The 16,291-nt window shown below is 71.3% G+C and carries 13 protein-coding genes; 7 read left to right on the top strand and 6 right to left on the bottom strand.

The genetic code is table 11. The features are described 5' to 3' along the window. Positions 1-150: 150 nt before the first annotated feature. The 3 genes from ACIA8E_RS08410 to ACIA8E_RS08400 are packed head-to-tail and all read right to left on the bottom strand — an operon-like array spanning position 151 to position 3,119. Positions 151-1,098 (bottom strand): 3-oxoacyl-ACP reductase, encoded by a 948-nt coding sequence (locus ACIA8E_RS08410; protein ID WP_399295817.1) that lies wholly within the window; start codon positions 1,096-1,098, stop codon positions 151-153. 43 nt (positions 1,099-1,141) lie between these two features. Beyond that, positions 1,142-2,218, bottom strand: coding sequence for a Zn-dependent alcohol dehydrogenase (locus ACIA8E_RS08405; protein ID WP_399295815.1), 1,077 nt, complete (start codon positions 2,216-2,218; stop codon positions 1,142-1,144). Positions 2,219-2,264: 46 nt separating this feature from the next. Next, positions 2,265-3,119: a MaoC/PaaZ C-terminal domain-containing protein gene (locus ACIA8E_RS08400; RefSeq protein ID WP_399295814.1), complete on the bottom strand. Its 855-nt coding sequence runs from the start codon at positions 3,117-3,119 to the stop codon at positions 2,265-2,267. A gap of 283 nt (positions 3,120-3,402) precedes the next feature. Here ACIA8E_RS08400 and ACIA8E_RS08395 point away from each other — a divergent pair, with 283 nt between their 5' ends. Genes ACIA8E_RS08395 through ACIA8E_RS08380 form a run of 4 tightly spaced genes read left to right on the top strand, consistent with a single transcriptional unit; the run spans position 3,403 to position 6,933 of the window. Beyond that, positions 3,403-4,338: an ABC transporter ATP-binding protein gene (locus tag ACIA8E_RS08395; RefSeq protein ID WP_399295812.1), complete on the top strand. Its 936-nt coding sequence runs from the start codon at positions 3,403-3,405 to the stop codon at positions 4,336-4,338. After that, positions 4,338-5,063: an ABC transporter permease gene (locus ACIA8E_RS08390; RefSeq protein ID WP_399295810.1), complete on the top strand. Its 726-nt coding sequence runs from the start codon at positions 4,338-4,340 to the stop codon at positions 5,061-5,063. The genes ACIA8E_RS08395 and ACIA8E_RS08390 overlap by 1 nt, the downstream gene beginning before the upstream one ends. After that, positions 5,000-6,295, top strand: a complete 1,296-nt coding sequence (locus ACIA8E_RS08385; protein ID WP_399295808.1) for a sensor histidine kinase — start codon at positions 5,000-5,002, stop codon at positions 6,293-6,295. Before ACIA8E_RS08390 ends, ACIA8E_RS08385 begins: the two co-directional genes overlap by 64 nt. Positions 6,296-6,300: 5 nt before the next feature. After that, positions 6,301-6,933 (top strand): response regulator, encoded by a 633-nt coding sequence (locus ACIA8E_RS08380; protein ID WP_399296039.1) that lies wholly within the window; start codon positions 6,301-6,303, stop codon positions 6,931-6,933. Positions 6,934-6,955: 22 nt separating this feature from the next. Here the strand turns inward: ACIA8E_RS08380 and ACIA8E_RS08375 are convergent, their stop codons facing one another. The 3 genes from ACIA8E_RS08375 to ACIA8E_RS08365 all read right to left on the bottom strand — a co-directional run bounded on the left by ACIA8E_RS08375 (position 6,956) and on the right by ACIA8E_RS08365 (position 12,258). After that, entirely contained in the window at positions 6,956-8,464 is a 1,509-nt protein-coding gene (locus ACIA8E_RS08375; RefSeq protein WP_399295806.1) for an MFS transporter, read from the bottom strand. Between the two features lie 222 nt (positions 8,465-8,686). Continuing rightward, positions 8,687-9,883 carry a lipid-transfer protein gene (locus ACIA8E_RS08370; protein ID WP_399295805.1) on the bottom strand — a complete coding sequence of 399 codons (1,197 nt, stop codon included), beginning with the start codon at positions 9,881-9,883 and terminating at the stop codon, positions 8,687-8,689. 197 nt (positions 9,884-10,080) lie between these two features. Then, a complete protein-coding gene (locus ACIA8E_RS08365; protein WP_399295803.1) occupies positions 10,081-12,258 on the bottom strand; it encodes an acyl-CoA dehydrogenase in 2,178 nt (725 codons plus the stop codon). A gap of 248 nt (positions 12,259-12,506) precedes the next feature. On the opposite strand from ACIA8E_RS08365, the gene ACIA8E_RS08360 reads away from it, so the two are divergent. The 3 genes from ACIA8E_RS08360 (at position 12,507) to ACIA8E_RS08350 (ending at position 16,139) form a co-directional block, all read left to right on the top strand. Next, positions 12,507-14,306: an MFS transporter gene (locus ACIA8E_RS08360; protein WP_399295801.1), complete on the top strand. Its 1,800-nt coding sequence runs from the start codon at positions 12,507-12,509 to the stop codon at positions 14,304-14,306. 281 nt (positions 14,307-14,587) lie between these two features. Next, on the top strand, positions 14,588-15,175 hold the full coding sequence (locus tag ACIA8E_RS08355; protein ID WP_399296037.1) for a class I SAM-dependent methyltransferase: 588 nt from the start codon (positions 14,588-14,590) through the stop codon (positions 15,173-15,175). Between the two features lie 22 nt (positions 15,176-15,197). Beyond that, positions 15,198-16,139, top strand: a complete 942-nt coding sequence (locus ACIA8E_RS08350; protein WP_399295800.1) for an N-acetylmuramoyl-L-alanine amidase — start codon at positions 15,198-15,200, stop codon at positions 16,137-16,139. Positions 16,140-16,291 lie beyond the last annotated feature (152 nt).

Genomic DNA, 16,291 nt, shown 5'->3' with positions numbered 1-16,291 from the left:
GGACGCACAGCCGCACGGTCGCCACCGGCGCCCCTCCGAGGGGGGCCGCAGGGCGGCCTGACCGCATCGAAATCGACGAGGGGAAGGAAGGGCCTGCGCAGAACCCTCATGTGCTGCGCAGGCCCTTCCTTGTGCGCTGCCCCGGGAGGGTCAGTCCCGCTTGAGTCCCAGCACCTCCGCCGCCGCGAACGTCTCGTCCGCCGGGCGGTCCTCGTAGTACGGGGAGATCAGCTCGTCCAGTTCGTCGAACGAGAAGGCTTCCTTGGACGAGTCGAACTTCGCCGCCACCCTGGGGCGTTCCACGATCGCGACCATCCCGCCGTGCACCACGAGCAACTGTCCGTTGACCCTGGCGGCAGCCGGCGAGGCCAGATAGCCGACCAGGGGGGAGACATGCTCGGGGGCCAGCGCGTCGAGCCGGCCGTCCTTCGGTTTCCCGAAGCCCGCGAAGACGTCCTCCGTCATGCGGGTGCGGGCCCGTGGGCAGATCGCGTTGGCCGTGACGCCGTACTTGGCGAGGGCCAGGGCGGTGGAGGTGGTGAGGCCGACGATGCCGCCCTTGGCCGCCGCGTAGTTCGGCTGGCCCGCCGAGCCCGCGAGGAACGCCTCGGACGAGGTGTTGACGATCCGGCCGTAGACCGGGGAGCCGGACTCCTTGGATCGCGCGCGCCAGTGGGACGCGGCGAAGTGGGTGGTGTTGAAATGGCCCTTGAGGTGGACCCGGATGACGGAGTCCCACTCGTCCTCGGTCATCGAGAAGACCATCCGGTCGCGCAGGATCCCCGCGTTGTTGACCAGGATGTCGAGCTTGCCGTACGCGCTGACGGCCAGTTCGACCAGGGCGCGGGCCTGCTCGTGGTCGGAGACGTCGCCGAGGTGGGCGACCGCGCGGCCGCCGGCCGCGCGGATCTCCTCGGCGACCTCCTCGGCGGGTGCCGCGGACGCCTCGCCGGAGCCGTCGCGGCCCGGCTGCCCGTAGTCGTTGACGACGACGGAAGCGCCCAGCCTGGCCAGTTCCAGCGCCTCGGCGCGCCCGAGCCCGCGGCCCGCGCCGGTGACGACCGCGGACAGCCCGTCCAGGGGAGGGGGTTGTGACATCGGAACCTCGGAGTCCTCTCGGAGCAGGGTGGCTGACAGACAGTCAGAGTTCGATGCAGGTACGGAGCGCCTCGCCGGTCCTCATCTGGTCGAGGGCGTCGTTGATCTCGGCGAGCTGCACCCGGTGGGTGATCATCGATTCGAGGTCGATCCGGCCCGCCCGCCAGAGGGCGATGGCTCGTTCGTACGACCGGAGCACGTCCCCTCCGCCGTACATGGAGGGCAGGATCCGCTTCTCGTCGAAGAACAGCTCGAACATGTTGACCTGGAAGTTGTCGTCCATCGCACCCGCGCCGACGATGCAGAGCGTGCCGCCGCGCCGGGTGTTTTCGTACGCCGTGCGGGCCGTGACCGACTTGCCGACCACCTCGAAGACGTAGTCGAAACCCTCGCCGGCGGTGATCCGCTGCTTGGCGTCGGCGAGTCCGTCCGGTGCGACCGCCTCGGTCGCACCGAACCGCAGAGCCGCCTCGCGCCGGGACGCGACCGGGTCGACGGCGACGATCTGGGCGGCGCCCTGCACCCTGGCGCCCTGGATGGTGGAGATGCCGACGCCGCCGCAGCCGATCACGGCCACCGACGAACCGGCCTCCACCTGCGCGGTGTTGATCGCGGCTCCGAGTCCGGTGGTGACTCCGCAGCCGATCAGCGCGGCGATCTCGAAGGGCACGTCGTCGGGGATCGGCACCGCGCAGCCCGCGTCGACGACGACCTCCTCGGTGAAGGTGCCGGTCCCGGCGAAGCCGAACACATCGCCGCCGGGGCGCTTGAAGTTGGGCGTACCCGCGTTCATGAAGCCGGCCAGACAGAGCTGCGTCTGGCCTCGCCTGCAGGCGGGACATGTCCAGCAGGCGGGCAGCCAGCAGACCAGCACCCGGTCCCCCGCGCTCAGCCCGGTCACACCGTCGCCGATGTCGATGACCTCGCCGGCGCCTTCGTGGCCGGGGATGAAGGGCGCGGGCTGCGGCAGCACGCCGCTCATCGCCGAGACGTCGGAGTGGCACAGTCCGGTGGCCCGGACGCGGAGCTTGACCTTGCCGGGGCCGAAGCCCACCGCCTCGACGTCGTCGAGGACTTCCAGTTTGTCCTGACCTATCTCGTGCAGTACGGCTGCGCGCATGGTGCGGCTCCCCTCAAGTCGTGGCGTGTGTCGGTCCTTGGGTGATTCAGGAGTGTTCGACGAGCGTGTCGGCCAGGACCGGTGCCTCGTCCCGCTCGACGGCGGTCACGGCGACCCGGACGTGGCCGTCCCCGGTCCACATCCGGATGCGGAGGGTCTCGCCGGGGAAGACCACCCCGGCGAATCGGGTGCGGTACGAGCGGATGCGGGCCACTTCACCGCCGAGCAGCGTGTCGGCCACGGCCTTGAGCGTCATGCCGTAGGTGCACAGCCCGTGCAGGATGGGCCGGTCGAATCCGGCCTTCCGGGCGAACTCAGGGTCGGCGTGCAGCGGGTTCCGGTCCCCGGAGAGCCGGTAGAGCAGCGCCTGATCCTCGCGGACCGGCCGTTCGACCGTGTGGTTCGGGACAACGGCCATGTCGGCGTTCCGCCCGGACGGCCCCCGTTCGCCGCCGAAGCCTCCCTCGCCGCGGACGAAGATCTCGGCGTCGTTGGTCCACAGGGGGCCCTCGTCGTCGGCGGCCTCGGTACGCAGGACGAGGACGGCCGCCTTGCCCTTGTCGTACACCGCCGCGACCTTCGACGTCTGGACAGCCCTGCCCTCGGCCGGGATCGGCCGGTGCACCCTTACGGTCTGGCCGCCGTGGAGCACGGCGGCCAGGTCGACGTCGATCCCGGGCGAGGACAGCCCCCCGACGACGCCCGTGCCCGCACCCGCGACGGTGGCGAAGCTGGGCAGGACATGGAGCCGGGATTCGAGGGTGTAGCGCAGTTCGGCGGGGTCGGTGGCGGGGGCGCCCGCACCGAGTCCCAGGTGGTAGAGCTGGACGTCCTTGTGGTCCCAGGAGATCTCGGCGGTCCGGGGTTCGGCGGCGACCGCCTTTACGGCATCAATGGGCATGGGAAAGCTGCTCCTTGATGGTGGGAAGACCTCGGCACGGCCGTCCGCACCGTCGGCCGCACCGAGGTCGTGCGGGGCCGGCCGCAGCGCGCCTTCTAGAACGCGTTCTAGCCGGTTGGCCCTATGTATAACGCAGCTCCCAGTAGTTGTGAAGACTGCTGACATCCCGTCAGACGCCGTGCTGGGCAAGGCGCGACGACGGGCCGGCGATGACATTTGTCATCCCGGAGTCCGTACATGCGCCTCTGCCGGGACTGCCACCCGACTCCGTAACGTCGGGGTCATGGAAAAAACAACGGGGAGCGGGCCCGCGGTGATCTTCACCGGGGCAGTCAAGACCTTCGGCCGGGCGGAGCAGACCGTACGCGCCGTCGACGGGATCGACCTGACCGTCGAGCGCGGCGAGACCGTCGCCCTGCTCGGCCGCAACGGCGCGGGCAAGTCCACCACCATCAGCCTCCTGCTCGGACTCGACGAACCGGACTCCGGCGGTGTGCAGTTGCTCGGCCGGACCCCCGAGCAGGCGGTACGGGCCGGCCAGGTAGGCGCCATGCTCCAGGACGGACGGCCCATCCCCCGGGTGACGGTCCGCGAGCTGATCGCCTTCGTCGCCTCCACGTACCCGAGCCCGATGCCGGTCCCCGAGTCGCTGGCCCTGGCGGGTGTCACCGCGTACGCGGACCGGCGCGTCGACAAGCTCTCTGGTGGGCAGATCCAGCGTGTCCGGTTCGCCGTCGCGCTGGCAGGCAATCCGGAGCTGATCGTCCTGGACGAGCCGACCGCCGCGCTGGACGTCGAGGCCCGGCGCGCGTTCTGGGACTCCATGCGGGCCTTCGCCCGGCGCGGCAACACGGTCCTCTTCTCCACCCACTATCTGGAGGAGGCCGACGAGAACGCCGACCGGATCGTCGTCATCGACCACGGCCGGATCGTCGCCGACGGCAGCGGCGACCGGATCAAGGAGTCGGTCAGCGGCAACCATGTCTCGTTCGACCTGGCGGGCGGCGGGACGGAGGGCCTGGAGCTGCTGCCCGGCGTCGTCGCCGTCGAGGTCCGCGGGGACCGGGCGCTGCTGCGTACGGACGACTCGGACGCCACGGTGATCGAGCTGGCCCGCCTCGGCCGGGTCCGCAACCTCCAGGTCTCCCGGGCCACCCTCGAGGACGCGTTCCTCGCCCTGACCGCCCCTGCCACCCTCTCGGAGAAGGAGACCGTCTGATGCTTCCCTACATCGTGCTGGAGATCCGCCGCACTCTGCGCGACGGCGCCTTCATGATCTTCGGGATCGGGATGCCGGTGCTGATGTACCTGCTCTTCACCAACCTCGGTGGCGGCGGTGACGGCGCAGCCGAGTGGAAGGTCGCCTCCATGGTCGGCATGGCCGCGTACGGGGCGCTGGGCGCCGCCATGTCGATCGGCACAGGGGTCGCGTCCGACAAGTCCCTCGGCTGGCTGCAGCAGTTGCGCATCACCCCGCTCGACCCGTCCCGAGTCGTCGCGGGCCGCGCGATCAGCGGCTCGGTGACCGTGCTGCCGACCATCCTGGTGGTGCTGCTCGCCGGGGCGGTGGTCAACGGCGTGCGGCTGGAGGTCTGGCAGTGGACCGCCCTGACGCTGCTGCTGTGGATCGGCGCGCTGCCGTTCACCCTGCTCGGCATCGGCAACGGCTACCGGCTCACCCCGCAGGCCACCGGGGTGGTCAACGTGGCCGCCCTGATGGGCTTCGCCATCGTCGGCGGGCTGTGGTTCCCGCTGTCCGAGTTCCCGTCGTGGGTACGCAGCATCGGCGTGTACACCCCCGCGCACCGGTTCGCCGACCTGGGCTGGGCGGCTACCGAGGGCCACGCGCCGTCCGTGGGGACGATCACCGTGCTCGCCGGATGGCTCCTGCTGTTCGGTGCGTACGCCGTCATCTCGTACCGTCGGTCCGCGAGGACGGCGTGACAGGAGCGAGCACGACCCGGAACGGATCGGAATCGCGGAGGGAACGGCACCGGCGGCTCCGTGAGGAGGGGCGGCCCGGGCCGCCCGGGCCGTACGCCCTGCTGCCCTGGCTGCTGTTGGGTCTCGGTGCCTTCTCCAACCTCTTCCAGGGGGAGACCTCGAATCCCTGGATCGGTGGTCTCGGTCTGCTCCTCTTCAACTCCCTCTACATCTCCGTGGTGTTCCGGGGGTTCTACAAGAAGAAGCGCGAGAGCCCGGTGTCGTACTGTCTGCTCGCCGTGATGGGGGTGGTCACGTTCGGCCTGGCGATCGGCTACGGCGGCAGCTGGCTGCTGTTCTTCCCGCTGCTCTCGCTGGCCTGCGGCACCGTCCTGCGGCACCGGCAGCTGGTGCTCGGCCTGCTGTGCCTGGCGGCCGTCGCCGGTCTCGTCGCCGTCTGGCGCGGGGACAACAGCGCGGACCCGTGGACCATCGGATACGGCACCTTCATCTCCGGTGCGGTGACCGCCGCGATCCTCACCCTGTCGGAGACCGTGATGGAACTACGGGCCGCCCGGCAGGAACTGGCCCGGACCGCCGTGGAGAAGGAGCGGCTCCGATTCTCCCGCGATCTGCACGACCTGCTGGGGCACACGCTCTCCGTGATCGTCGTCAAGTCGGAGGCCGCGCGCCGGCTGGCCCCGCGCGACATGGACGCGGCACTGCTCCAGGTCGCCGACATCGAGTCCGTCGGCCGCCAGGCACTCACCGAGATCCGGGAGGCCGTCACCGGCTACCGCGAGGGGAGTCTGGCCACCGAACTCGACCGGGCGAGGTCCGCGCTGACCGCCGCCGGGACCGAACCGGTGGTGCGCCGATCGGGACCTCCGCTCGCCCCGCAGGCGGAGGCTCTGCTGGGCTGGGTGGTACGGGAGGCGGTGACCAACGTCGTACGCCACAGCGATGCGACCACCTGCTCGTTCGTGGTCGACGGCACGGCCGAGCGGGTCCGGCTGACCGTCACCGACGACGGCCGCGGGCAGGCCGCCGAGCCGCCCGCTCCGGGCATCGGCGGCACCGGTCTGAAGGGCCTCACCGAACGCCTCGCGGCGGCCGGCGGCTCGCTCACGGCGGGCCCCGGTCCGGACGGCGGCTTCGTGGTCACGGCGGAACTTCCGGTGGACGCGACGGACGTCGCGGACGGAGTGGATACCGCCGACAGCTCCGTCCCACCCCGTACGCTGGGCCGGTGAACGAGATGCCCCAGGATCACCGGCCGGACAAGGCCGTACGTGTGCTGCTCGCCGAGGACCAGGGCATGATGCGCGGCGCGCTCGCCCTGCTGCTGGGTCTCGAACCGGACATCGAGGTGGTGGCCCAGGTGGCCGCCGGGGACGAGATCGTGGACGCCGCGCTGATGTCCCGTCCCGATGTGGCACTCCTCGACATCGAACTCCCGGGCCGCAGCGGGCTGGACGCCGCCGCCGATCTGCGCGAGGAGGTGCCGGACTGCCGGGTGCTGATCCTCACCACCTTCGGCCGGCCCGGCTATCTGCGCCGCGCGATGGAGGCCGGGGCAGCAGGCTTTCTGGTCAAGGACGGCCCGGTCGAGGAGCTCGCGGCGGCGATCCGCCGGGTGCTGACCGGCGAGACCGTCGTCGACCCCGCCCTCGCCGCCGCGGCCCTGAGCGCGGGGCCCAGCCCGCTCACCGCGCGGGAACGGGACGCGCTGAACGCCTCGGTGGACGGGGCGACGGTCGCGGACATCGCGGCCAAGCTGCATCTGTCGGAGTCGACGGTGCGCAACTATCTGTCGTCCGCGATCGGGAAGACAGGGACCCGTAATCGCATGGAGGCGGTGCGGGCGGCGCGGCAGCAGGGGTGGCTGTAGGCGGCCGGCGGCCGCCGTGTCCTCAGTCGCCGGATGCCCTTGACATGTCCGACGCGCTTGGCGTGCCGGACGGGCTCGATGCGCCCGACGCGCTCGGGGTACCGGAGCGCGGCGTGCGGTGACGCGGTAGCCACAGCGTCATCAGCAGCAGCCCGCCGAGCAGCACCGAGCCCGCCGTGCGGAACGCCAGCGCGAACCCGGCGGTGAGGTCCTCCGCCCCGGTTCCGCCCCCGGTGCGCGCCGCCGCGACGGTGGAGAGCACGGCGAGACCCAGCGCACCGCCCATCGTCCGTGAGGTGTTGACCAGCCCGGAGACCAGCCCGGCGTCGCCGGGCGCCGCGCCCGAGGTGGCGAGGGAGGCGAGCGGGGTGGACGCGAATCCCGCACCGGCCATCATCAGGATGCCGGGCCCGCAGATCGACGTGAAGTACGAGCCGTCGGCACCCATCGTGGACTGCCACCCGAAGCCCGCGGCGGTGACCGCCAGACCGATCAGGACAAGATTCTTCGCACCGACCCGTGCCATCATCCGCGGCGCGAACGTCGAGCCGAGAACGACCGCCAACGAGGTGGGCAGCAGGGCGAATCCGGCCTGCATCGGCGTATAGCCCAGCACCGACTGCGCGTACACGGTCATGAAGTACCACATCGAGAAGGTCGCGGACCCCATCACGATCATCGCCACGTTCGCCGCCGCCACCGCCCGCGTGCCCAGCACCCGCAGCGGCATCAGCGGCGCCGCCGTCCGGGCCTCCACCAGGACGAAGAGCGCGAGCAGCGCGAGTCCGCCGAGCAGCGGCACCAGGGTGGCCGGTGCGGCCCAGCCCTCCTGCTCGGTCTGCACGATGCCGTAGGCGACGGCGGCCAGGCCCGCCGTGACGAGCACCGCGCCCAGCAGGTCGATACGGTGCCGCTCGCGCGCACGGCTCTCGGCGAGCCAGGCCGCGCCGCCGATCAGGACGAGCACGCCGAACGGCACGTTGATCAGCAGGACCCAGCGCCAGTTGAAGACGTCGGTGAGCACCCCGCCGACCATCCCGCCGGCCGCGCCGCCGCCCGCGCCGACGGCCATCCAGGTGCCGATCGCCCTGGTCCTGGCGTGGCCTTCGGGGACGGCGGCGGTGAGAATGGTGAGGGTTGCGGGGGACAGCACGGCGGCGCCGAGCCCCTGCGCCGCACGGGCGGCCAGCAACTGCCAGCCCTCCTGCGCGAATCCGCCGGCCAGCGAGGCCGCGGTGAACAGACCGAGTCCGACCAGGAACATCCGCTTGCGGCCGTACAGGTCGGCGGCCCGCCCGCCGAGCAGCATGAAGCCGGCGAACGCGATCGCGTAGGCGTTGAGCACCCACTGCAGCTGCGCGGCACTCAGCCCCAGGTCGGATCGCATGGACGGCAGCGCCACATTGACGACCGACACATCGAGGACGACGAGGAACTGGCCGACGCAGGCGGCGAGCACCACCGCCCAGGTGCGGGGTGTTCGCCGGTTCTGCACATGCGCGGGTGTCGTGACGTCTGCCATGGGCGTCATACTCGCAGGCGCCCTGCGCCCCGTACATCGGTATATGGTCGGGCCCCGCTCCGACCAAGGCCTGACCCGTAATCCCTGGTGGATCAGCGCGCGGCGTCGGATGCGGTGCAGCGCGAGGCTGAGGGGCGTCCTCTTGCCGGTCGTATTCGGGCGTTCCGACAACGCGGCGAGGTGCCGTGGCCAGCTGTCGTCGTGCGCCCGCCAGGGATTACGGGACAGCCCTCAGCGACGGAGCAGCGTGACCACCGCCGCGCCGCCGAGCCCGATGTTGTGGGCGAGTCCGACCCGGGCATCGGGCACCTGCCGGGGGCCCGCCTCACCGCGCAACTGCCAGGTGAGTTCGGCGGCCTGGGCGATGCCGGTGGCGCCGAGCGGGTGGCCCTTGGAGATCAGCCCGCCGGACGGGTTGACGACCCAGCGGCCGCCGTAGGTGGTGGCCCCGGACTCGACGAGCTTGCCGGACTCGCCCTCGCCGCACAGGCCGAGCGCCTCGTAGGTCAGGAGTTCGTTGATGGAGAAGCAGTCGTGCAGCTCGATGACGTCGAGGTCCGCCGCCGAGAGCCCCGAGCTCTCGTACACCTGCCGGGCGGCGGCCCGGGACATGGGCCGGCCGACGGCATCGATGCAGGTGCCGGAGGCGAACGACTCACCGGTGTCGGTCGCCATGGCCTGGGCGACGATCTCGACGGCCCGGTCGCCCAGCCCGTGGCTCTCGACGAACCGTTCCGATACGACGACGGCGGCGGCCGCCCCGTCGGAGGTGGGCGAGCACTGGAGCTTGGTCAGCGGGCGGTGGACGGTCCGGGCGGCGAGGATCTCGTCGACCGTGTACGCGTCCTGGAACTGGGCGTACGGATTGTTCACCGAGTGCCGGTGGTTCTTGGCGCCGACCGCCGCGAGCTGCGCCTCGGTCGTCCCGTACCGCTCCATGTGCTCGCGGGCCGCGTTGCCGAAGATCTGGGCGGTGGGCGGGGACATCTCGAAGCCGTGGGCGGCGGCCATGATCCCGTAGTGCCGGGCAACGGGCGACGTCCGGAAGTCGGCGGCGCCGCCGTCGGATCCGCCGCCGCCCAGTGCCCCGCGCGCCATCTTCTCGAATCCGAGCGCGAGCACGCAGTCGCTGATGCCGCCCTCGACGAACTGGCGGGCCATCATCAGCGCGGTGGAGCCGGTCGCACAGTTGTTGTTGACGTTGTAGACGGGTACGCCGGTCAGTCCGAGTTCGTACGCGGCGCGCTGGCCGGCCGTGGAGGCCTGGAAGCAGTAGCCGACGGGGACCTGCTGCACCTGCTCGTAGCGGACCCCGGCGTCGGCGAGCGCCGCGCTCCCGGCCTCCTCCGCCATGTCCCAGTACTGCCAGTCGCGCGTCTCGGGCTTCTCGAACTTCGTCATCCCGACACCGACGATGTAGGCCTTCATGGTCTTTCCTCCCGGGCCGCTGCCACACTCCGACTTATCTGACGATGCGTCAGATGATGGCAGCGGGGGCCGGTCAGCGGAAGGCTGCGTGACCGGTGAGCGCCCGCCCGAGAGCGAGGGTGTGCATCTCCGTGGTGCCCCGTAGGTGAGGACGGACTCCAGGTTGTTCATGTGCCGGATCACCGGGTACTCCAGTGTCACGGGTCCCGGGGCAGGCCGAGGATGCGCTCGGCGACGACATTGAGCTGGACCTGGGTGGTGCCGCCCGCGATGGTCAGACAGCGGGACATCAGAAAGCCGTGCAGGGCCAGCGCCCCGGGGCCCTGGTCGGTCGCACCGACCGGCCCCAGAAGTTCCAGGGCGAGCTCGGCGACCTTCTGCTGGTGGGTGGTCTGGACGAGTTTGCGTATGGATGCCCCGGCGCCCGGTTCCAGGCCTGAGACCTGTTGCATGGTGGTCCGCAGCCCGATGCAGGCGAGCGCGTGCGCCTCGGCGGCGAGTGCGCCGATCCGTGCCCGGTACGTGCCGTCGAATTCACCGGAGCGGTCGATCAGCGCTTCCAGGCCGGTGTCGAAGGTCATCTGGTCGGCCATGTGGACGCGTTCGTTGCCGAGGGTGTTGCGGGCGACCCGCCAGCCGTCGCCGATGTCGCCGACGACGGCGTCGGCGGGCAGCAGGACGTCGTCGAAGTACACCTCGTTGAAGAGGGAGTCACCGGTGATCTCCTTCAGCGGGCGGATGTGGATGCCTGCGGTGTTCTTCATGTCGACGAGGAAGTAGCCGATCCCCTGGTGCTTGGGGGCGTCCGGGTCGGTCCTGGCGAGCAGGATGCCGTGGTCGGCCCATTGGGCGGCGCTCGTCCACACCTTCTGGCCGTTGATCCGCCAGCCGTCGGCGGTCCGCTCGGCCTTCGTCCGGAGCGAGGCGAGGTCGGAGCCGGCGCCGGGCTCGGAGAACAGCTGGCACCACAGGAGTTCGCCGCGCAGGGTGGGCAGGAGATAGCGGTCCTGCTGCTCCGGTGTCCCGTACGCGAGGAGCGACGGCACCACCCAGGTGGCGATTCCGAGGCCGCTCACCTTCACACCCTGTTCCTTCAGCTCCTGTTGCACGGCCAGCTGTTGCACCGGTCCGGCGTCCAGCCCGTACGGAGCGGGCAGGTGCGGGGCGGCGTAGCCGGTCGGGACGAGAGCGCGGCGGGCCGCCTCCGGGTCGAGGCCACGGGCGGCGGCGATGGTCTCGCGCGCCTCGGCGCGGTGGCGGGCGGCCTCGGCGGGGAGTTCCAGGGCGAGCTCGCGGCGAGCCCCGCCTCCGGCCAGCCGGGCGGCCCGCAGCCGGTGGGCGTCCCCGGCCCCGAGCAGCTGGCGCGCCACCACGGCCCGGCGCAGGTGGAGGTGGGCGTCGTGCTCCCAGGTGAAGCCGATACCGCCGAGGATCTGGATGCAGTCCTTGGCGCAGCTGTAGGCGGCGTCCAGAGCGGTGCCCGCGGCGAGGGCAGCGACCATTGCGCGCGTCTCCGGGGCCTCGTCCGCTGCGCGGGCGGCGTCCCACACCAGCGCGCGGGCCTGCTCGACGCGTACGAGCATGTCGGCGCAGAGGTGTTTGATGCCCTGGAACTGTCCGATGGGGCGGCCGAACTGTTCACGGACCTTGGCGTATGCGACGGCGGTGTCCAGCGCCCAGGCGGCGGTGCCGCATGCCTCGGCGGCGAACAGAACGGCGGCGAGGTCGCGGACGGTCCCGGAGTCGACGCGTACGGCACGGGCCACGGGGACGAGTAAGCCGCCGGCGCGGACCTCGGCGGTGTGGCGGGTCGGATCGGCGCCGCGGTGCGGGCGTACGGTCAGCCCTTCGGCGGCGGAGTCGACGGCGAACCAGCGGGTGCCGCCGGCCGATGCGGCGGGGAGCAGGAGCAGGTCGGCATCGGCGCCGCAGAGCACGGGCGGGGCGACGCCGTCGAGGAGATGGCCACCCTCGCACTCCACTGCGGTGAGGGTGCCGGGGCCGAGGGCAACGGCGCCGATGCGGGTGCCGTCCGCGAGGGCGGGTGCAAGATCACTCGTGCCTGCCGCGCCGAGCAGCGCGGAGGCGAGTACGGTCGTCAGGTAGGGGCCGGGGAGCGCGGCCCGCCCCGTCTCCTCCAGGACCACGGCGAGGTCGAGGAGTGCGCCACCCCCTCCCCCGTGCTCCTCGGGCAGATGGAGCGCGAGCAGCCCCTGATCCGCGAGCCCGTCCCAGTAGCCGGGGCGCACGCCGGGCACAGAAGGGGCGGTCGCGTCGAGGAGTTTGCGGATCTCCTCCGGTGGCACGGCGCGCGCCAGCCACCCCCGTACGGACTGCGCCAGCTCCCTCTGTTCTTGGGTGATTGCGATGCCCATGCGTGGATCCTCGCCGGTCGCGGCCACTGGAACGGCGCAAGAGTAGAACACGTTCCAATCCGATGGAAGGTCGGGCAACCGTACGCTTCCCGCCGAGTACCGCGTCGCGTCCCATTCGCCCGGCGTTCACAGGAATACGGCGGACGTCCGGAAGTGTTCAACCTGCACGCACTTGGCGGTCACTGCTGCCCGCCGCCGGACCGCACTCCACCTCACCCCCCTTATTCCGCTGCCCGGAGGCCGCACGAATGCCACAAGCGACGCACGATCAGCACGCCGGGGAGCAGCCGCTCCCCGATCCGCGGAACCACCGTGCGGGTGGCGGTGTCGTCCCCGTTCTCGCCTTCGCGGGTATCACCGTCGCGGTCATGCAGACCCTGCTCGTCCCCGTCATCAAGGACCTGCCCGCCCTTCTCCACACCGATCCGTCCAACGCCACCTGGGTGATGACCGCGACCCTGCTCGCGGGCGCCGTTGCCACACCGATCATGGGCCGGCTCGGCGACCTCTACGGCAAGCGGAAGATGCTGCTCACCAGCCTCGCCGTGATGGTGATCGGCTCGCTGATCTGCGCCTTCACCGATCAACTCGTGGTCATGATCGCGGGGCGGGCGCTCCAGGGCTTCGCCATGGGCGCCATCCCGCTGGGCATCGGCATCATGCGCGACGAGCTGCCGCGCGAGAAGCTCGGCTCGGCGATGGCGCTGATGAGCTCCTCGATCGGGGTGGGCGGCGGGCTCGCGCTGCCCGCCGCCGCACTGGTCGCCCAGCACGCCGACTGGCACACGCTGTTCTTCGGCGCGGCCGGCCTCGGGGTGCTGTCGATGGTGCTGACCGTCCTCGCCGTACCGGAGACCTCGCTGCGGGCGCCCGGCCGGTTCGATCTGCCCGGTGCGCTCGGGCTCTCGCTCGGCCTGGTCTGCCTGCTGCTGCCGATCACCAAGGGAAGCGACTGGGGCTGGACCTCGGCCACCACGCTCGGACTGATCGCCGCGTCCCTGCTGATCCTGGTGCTGTGGGGGCTCTTCGAGCTGCGCAGCCCGGCGCCGCTGGTCGATCTGCGGACCTCGGCCCGGCGCGAGGTACTGCTCACCAACCTCACCTCGGTGATGGTCGGCGTCGCGTTCTACGCGGTCTCGCTCGTCCTGCCGCAGCTGCTCCAGCTGCCGGCGTCGACCGGGTACGGCCTCGGGCAGTCGATGGTCGTGGCGGGGCTGTGCGTGGCGCCGCTCGGTCTGACCATGATGTTCGTCGCCCCGCTGTACGCCCGGCTGTCGGCCCGCCGCGGCCCCAAGGTGTCGCTGATGCTCGGCATGCTGATCATCGCGATCGGTTACGGGGCAGGGCTCGGCCTGATGAGTGCCGCCTGGCAGACCGTGGTGATCGCGGTGGTGCTCGGGGCCGGTATCGGTCTCGCGTACTCCTCGCTGCCCGCGCTGATCATCGGGGCCGTCGATCCGTCGGAGACCGGCGCGGCCAACGGTCTGAACACTCTGATGCGGTCCATCGGTACGTCGGTGTCGAGCGCCGTGATCGGCATGGTGCTGGCCAACACCTCGGTGCGTATGGGTCCGGTGCAGGTGCCTTCGATGGAGGGGTTCCGGACCTCGTTCATGATCGCGACGGGTGCGGTGCTGATCGGTCTGGTACTGGCCGCGTTCCTGCCGTCGCAGCGCGACGCGCTGCGGCCGGTACTGCTGGCCAGCAGCACGGACGTGGCGGCACCCGCCCAGGAGGCCTCGCACCCCGTCGCCGGATCGGACGGCTTCCGGGGCAGGGTGCTGGATGCGGACGGTACGCCGGTTGCCCGCGCCAACGTCACGCTGATCGACCGGAGGGGGCGGCAGGCGGGGCTCACCGTGACGGACGAAGCCGGCCGGTACGCCCTGGCCGCCCCGTCCACCGGCACCTTCGTGCTGGCCGGTTCCGCCACCGGATACGCGCCGCGCGCCTGCCCGGCGACGTACCCGTCGAACGGCCTGCCGGCCGAGGTCGACCTCGTACTGACGGTCAGCGCACCGGAGCGTCGAACCGCGGTGCCGTCGTGAGCGGCTGAGAGGCGCGGAGGCAACCCGAGCAACACAGCAGGGAGCGGTGGGCCCGGCCCACCGCTCCCTGCTGTGTCCGACCGAACGCCATGCACCGTGCGCAATGATCTCGCCGGGAAGGCCATCCCTGACATGCCTCGCTCCCGACCCCCGCCGAGAGTGCCGACCAGGCCGTACGGCACCATGGGGCGCCGTTCGATCCCCGTACCGCCAGGAGGAACCCCGTGGCCGCCGAGCCCAAGCCCGAGATTCTCGCCGCCTTTCAGGCCGCCAAGGGGTTCATGCCGGTGGGTGAGGGGCTCGCCCTCTACACGGCCGCCACCGACGCCGCCGCGCTCGGTCTGCCGCTGCTGGAGGTCGGGACGTACTGCGGGCGGTCCACGGTCCTGCTCGCCGATGCCGCCCGGGCGGCCGGTGTGACGGCGCTCACTGTCGACCATCACCGTGGCAGCGAGGAGCAGCAGCCCGGCTGGGAGTACCACGACCCGACCGTCGTGGACCCGGAGGTCGGCCGGATGGACACGCTGCCGACGTTCCGCCGCACCCTGCACGCGGCCGGGCTCGAGGACCATGTCGTGGCGCTCGTCGGCCGGTCCCCGCAGGTCGCGGCCGTCTGGGGCGGGAAGCTCGGCTTCGTCTTCATCGACGGCGGGCACACCGACGAGCATGCGAACGGCGACTACGAGGGCTGGGCGCCGCATGTCGCCGAGGGCGGGCTGCTCGTGATCCACGACGTGTTCCCCGATCCCGCGCACGGCGGCCAGGCCCCGTACCGGGTGTATCTGCGGGCACTGGAGTCCGGGGCGTTCACCGAGGTGTCCGTCACGGACTCGCTGCGCGTCCTGCGCCGTACGGGAACGGGGATCTGAGCCGCCCCGATAGCATCGCGGCGTGCCGTACGACGACAGCGTTTCCCCCACCCCGTACCGCCGGCCCCTGCTCGTCGCCGCCGCGCTCGCAGCCGTGTGCCTGAGCGCCGCGGGCTGCGGCGCGGGCGGTGACAGCGGCGAAGCGCAGGCCCGGCCCCGGCAGGGCAGCAGCGCCATCTCCGCCGCGCCGCCGTCGGTCTCGCCCTCGAGGAGCGCTCCGGCGCCGGACAGGACGTCCGCATCGCCGCCGTCCGCGTCCCCCTCGAAGACCACGGGCGGCCGGGCGTCAGGGCCACTGTCCGGGAAGACCGTCGTCATCGATCCCGGGCACAACCCGAACAACCGTCTGCACACCCGTGAGATCAGCCGTCAGGTGGACATCGGCACCACGCGCAAGGAGTGCGACACCACCGGCACGTCCACCAACTCCGGTTACGCAGAAGCCCAGTTCACGCTGGACGTGTCGCACCGGCTGCGTGCGCTGCTCCAGGCTCAGGGCGCGAAGGTGATCCTGACGTACGACAACGACCGCCCGTACGGGCCGTGCGTCGACGAACGGGCCCGGATCGGCAACAACGCCAAGGCCGATGCGGTCGTCTCGGTGCACGCGGACGGTTCCGGGGTCGGCAACCGGGGGTTCCATGTGATCCTTCCCGCACTTGTGCGCGGCGGAGCCGCTGACACCTCGAAGATCGTGGATCCGTCGCGCGATCTCGGCACCCGGATCGCGGGGCTCTTCGTCCGCGCCACCGGAAGTGCGCCTTCCAATTACGTCGGCGGCAATACGGGGTTGGACACCCGCAGTGATCTGGGCGGGCTGAATTTGTCGACCGTGCCCAAGGTGTTCATCGAGTGCGGCAATATGCGTGATCCGAAGGACGCCGCTCTGCTCACCAGTGCGGGTTGGCGCCAGAAGGCCGCACAAGGCATTGCCGATGGCATCACTTCCTACTTCAAGGGGTAAAGCACGGTAGTTGTGCGGAGGTATTACGGGGGATGACCGCCCAACGTCCGGGCCGGGACGCAACCCGTCCGGGCAGACGATAGATTCATCCGTACGGTGGGGAGCCGCCTCCGAGCTTCGCGCCGTGCCCGCCGTACCGGCGGCAGCGACGA

Source organism: Streptomyces sp. NPDC051664, assembly GCF_044453545.1.
Lineage (GTDB): Bacteria > Actinomycetota > Actinomycetes > Streptomycetales > Streptomycetaceae > Streptomyces.
This window is presented reverse-complemented; position numbering and strand designations above follow the sequence as displayed.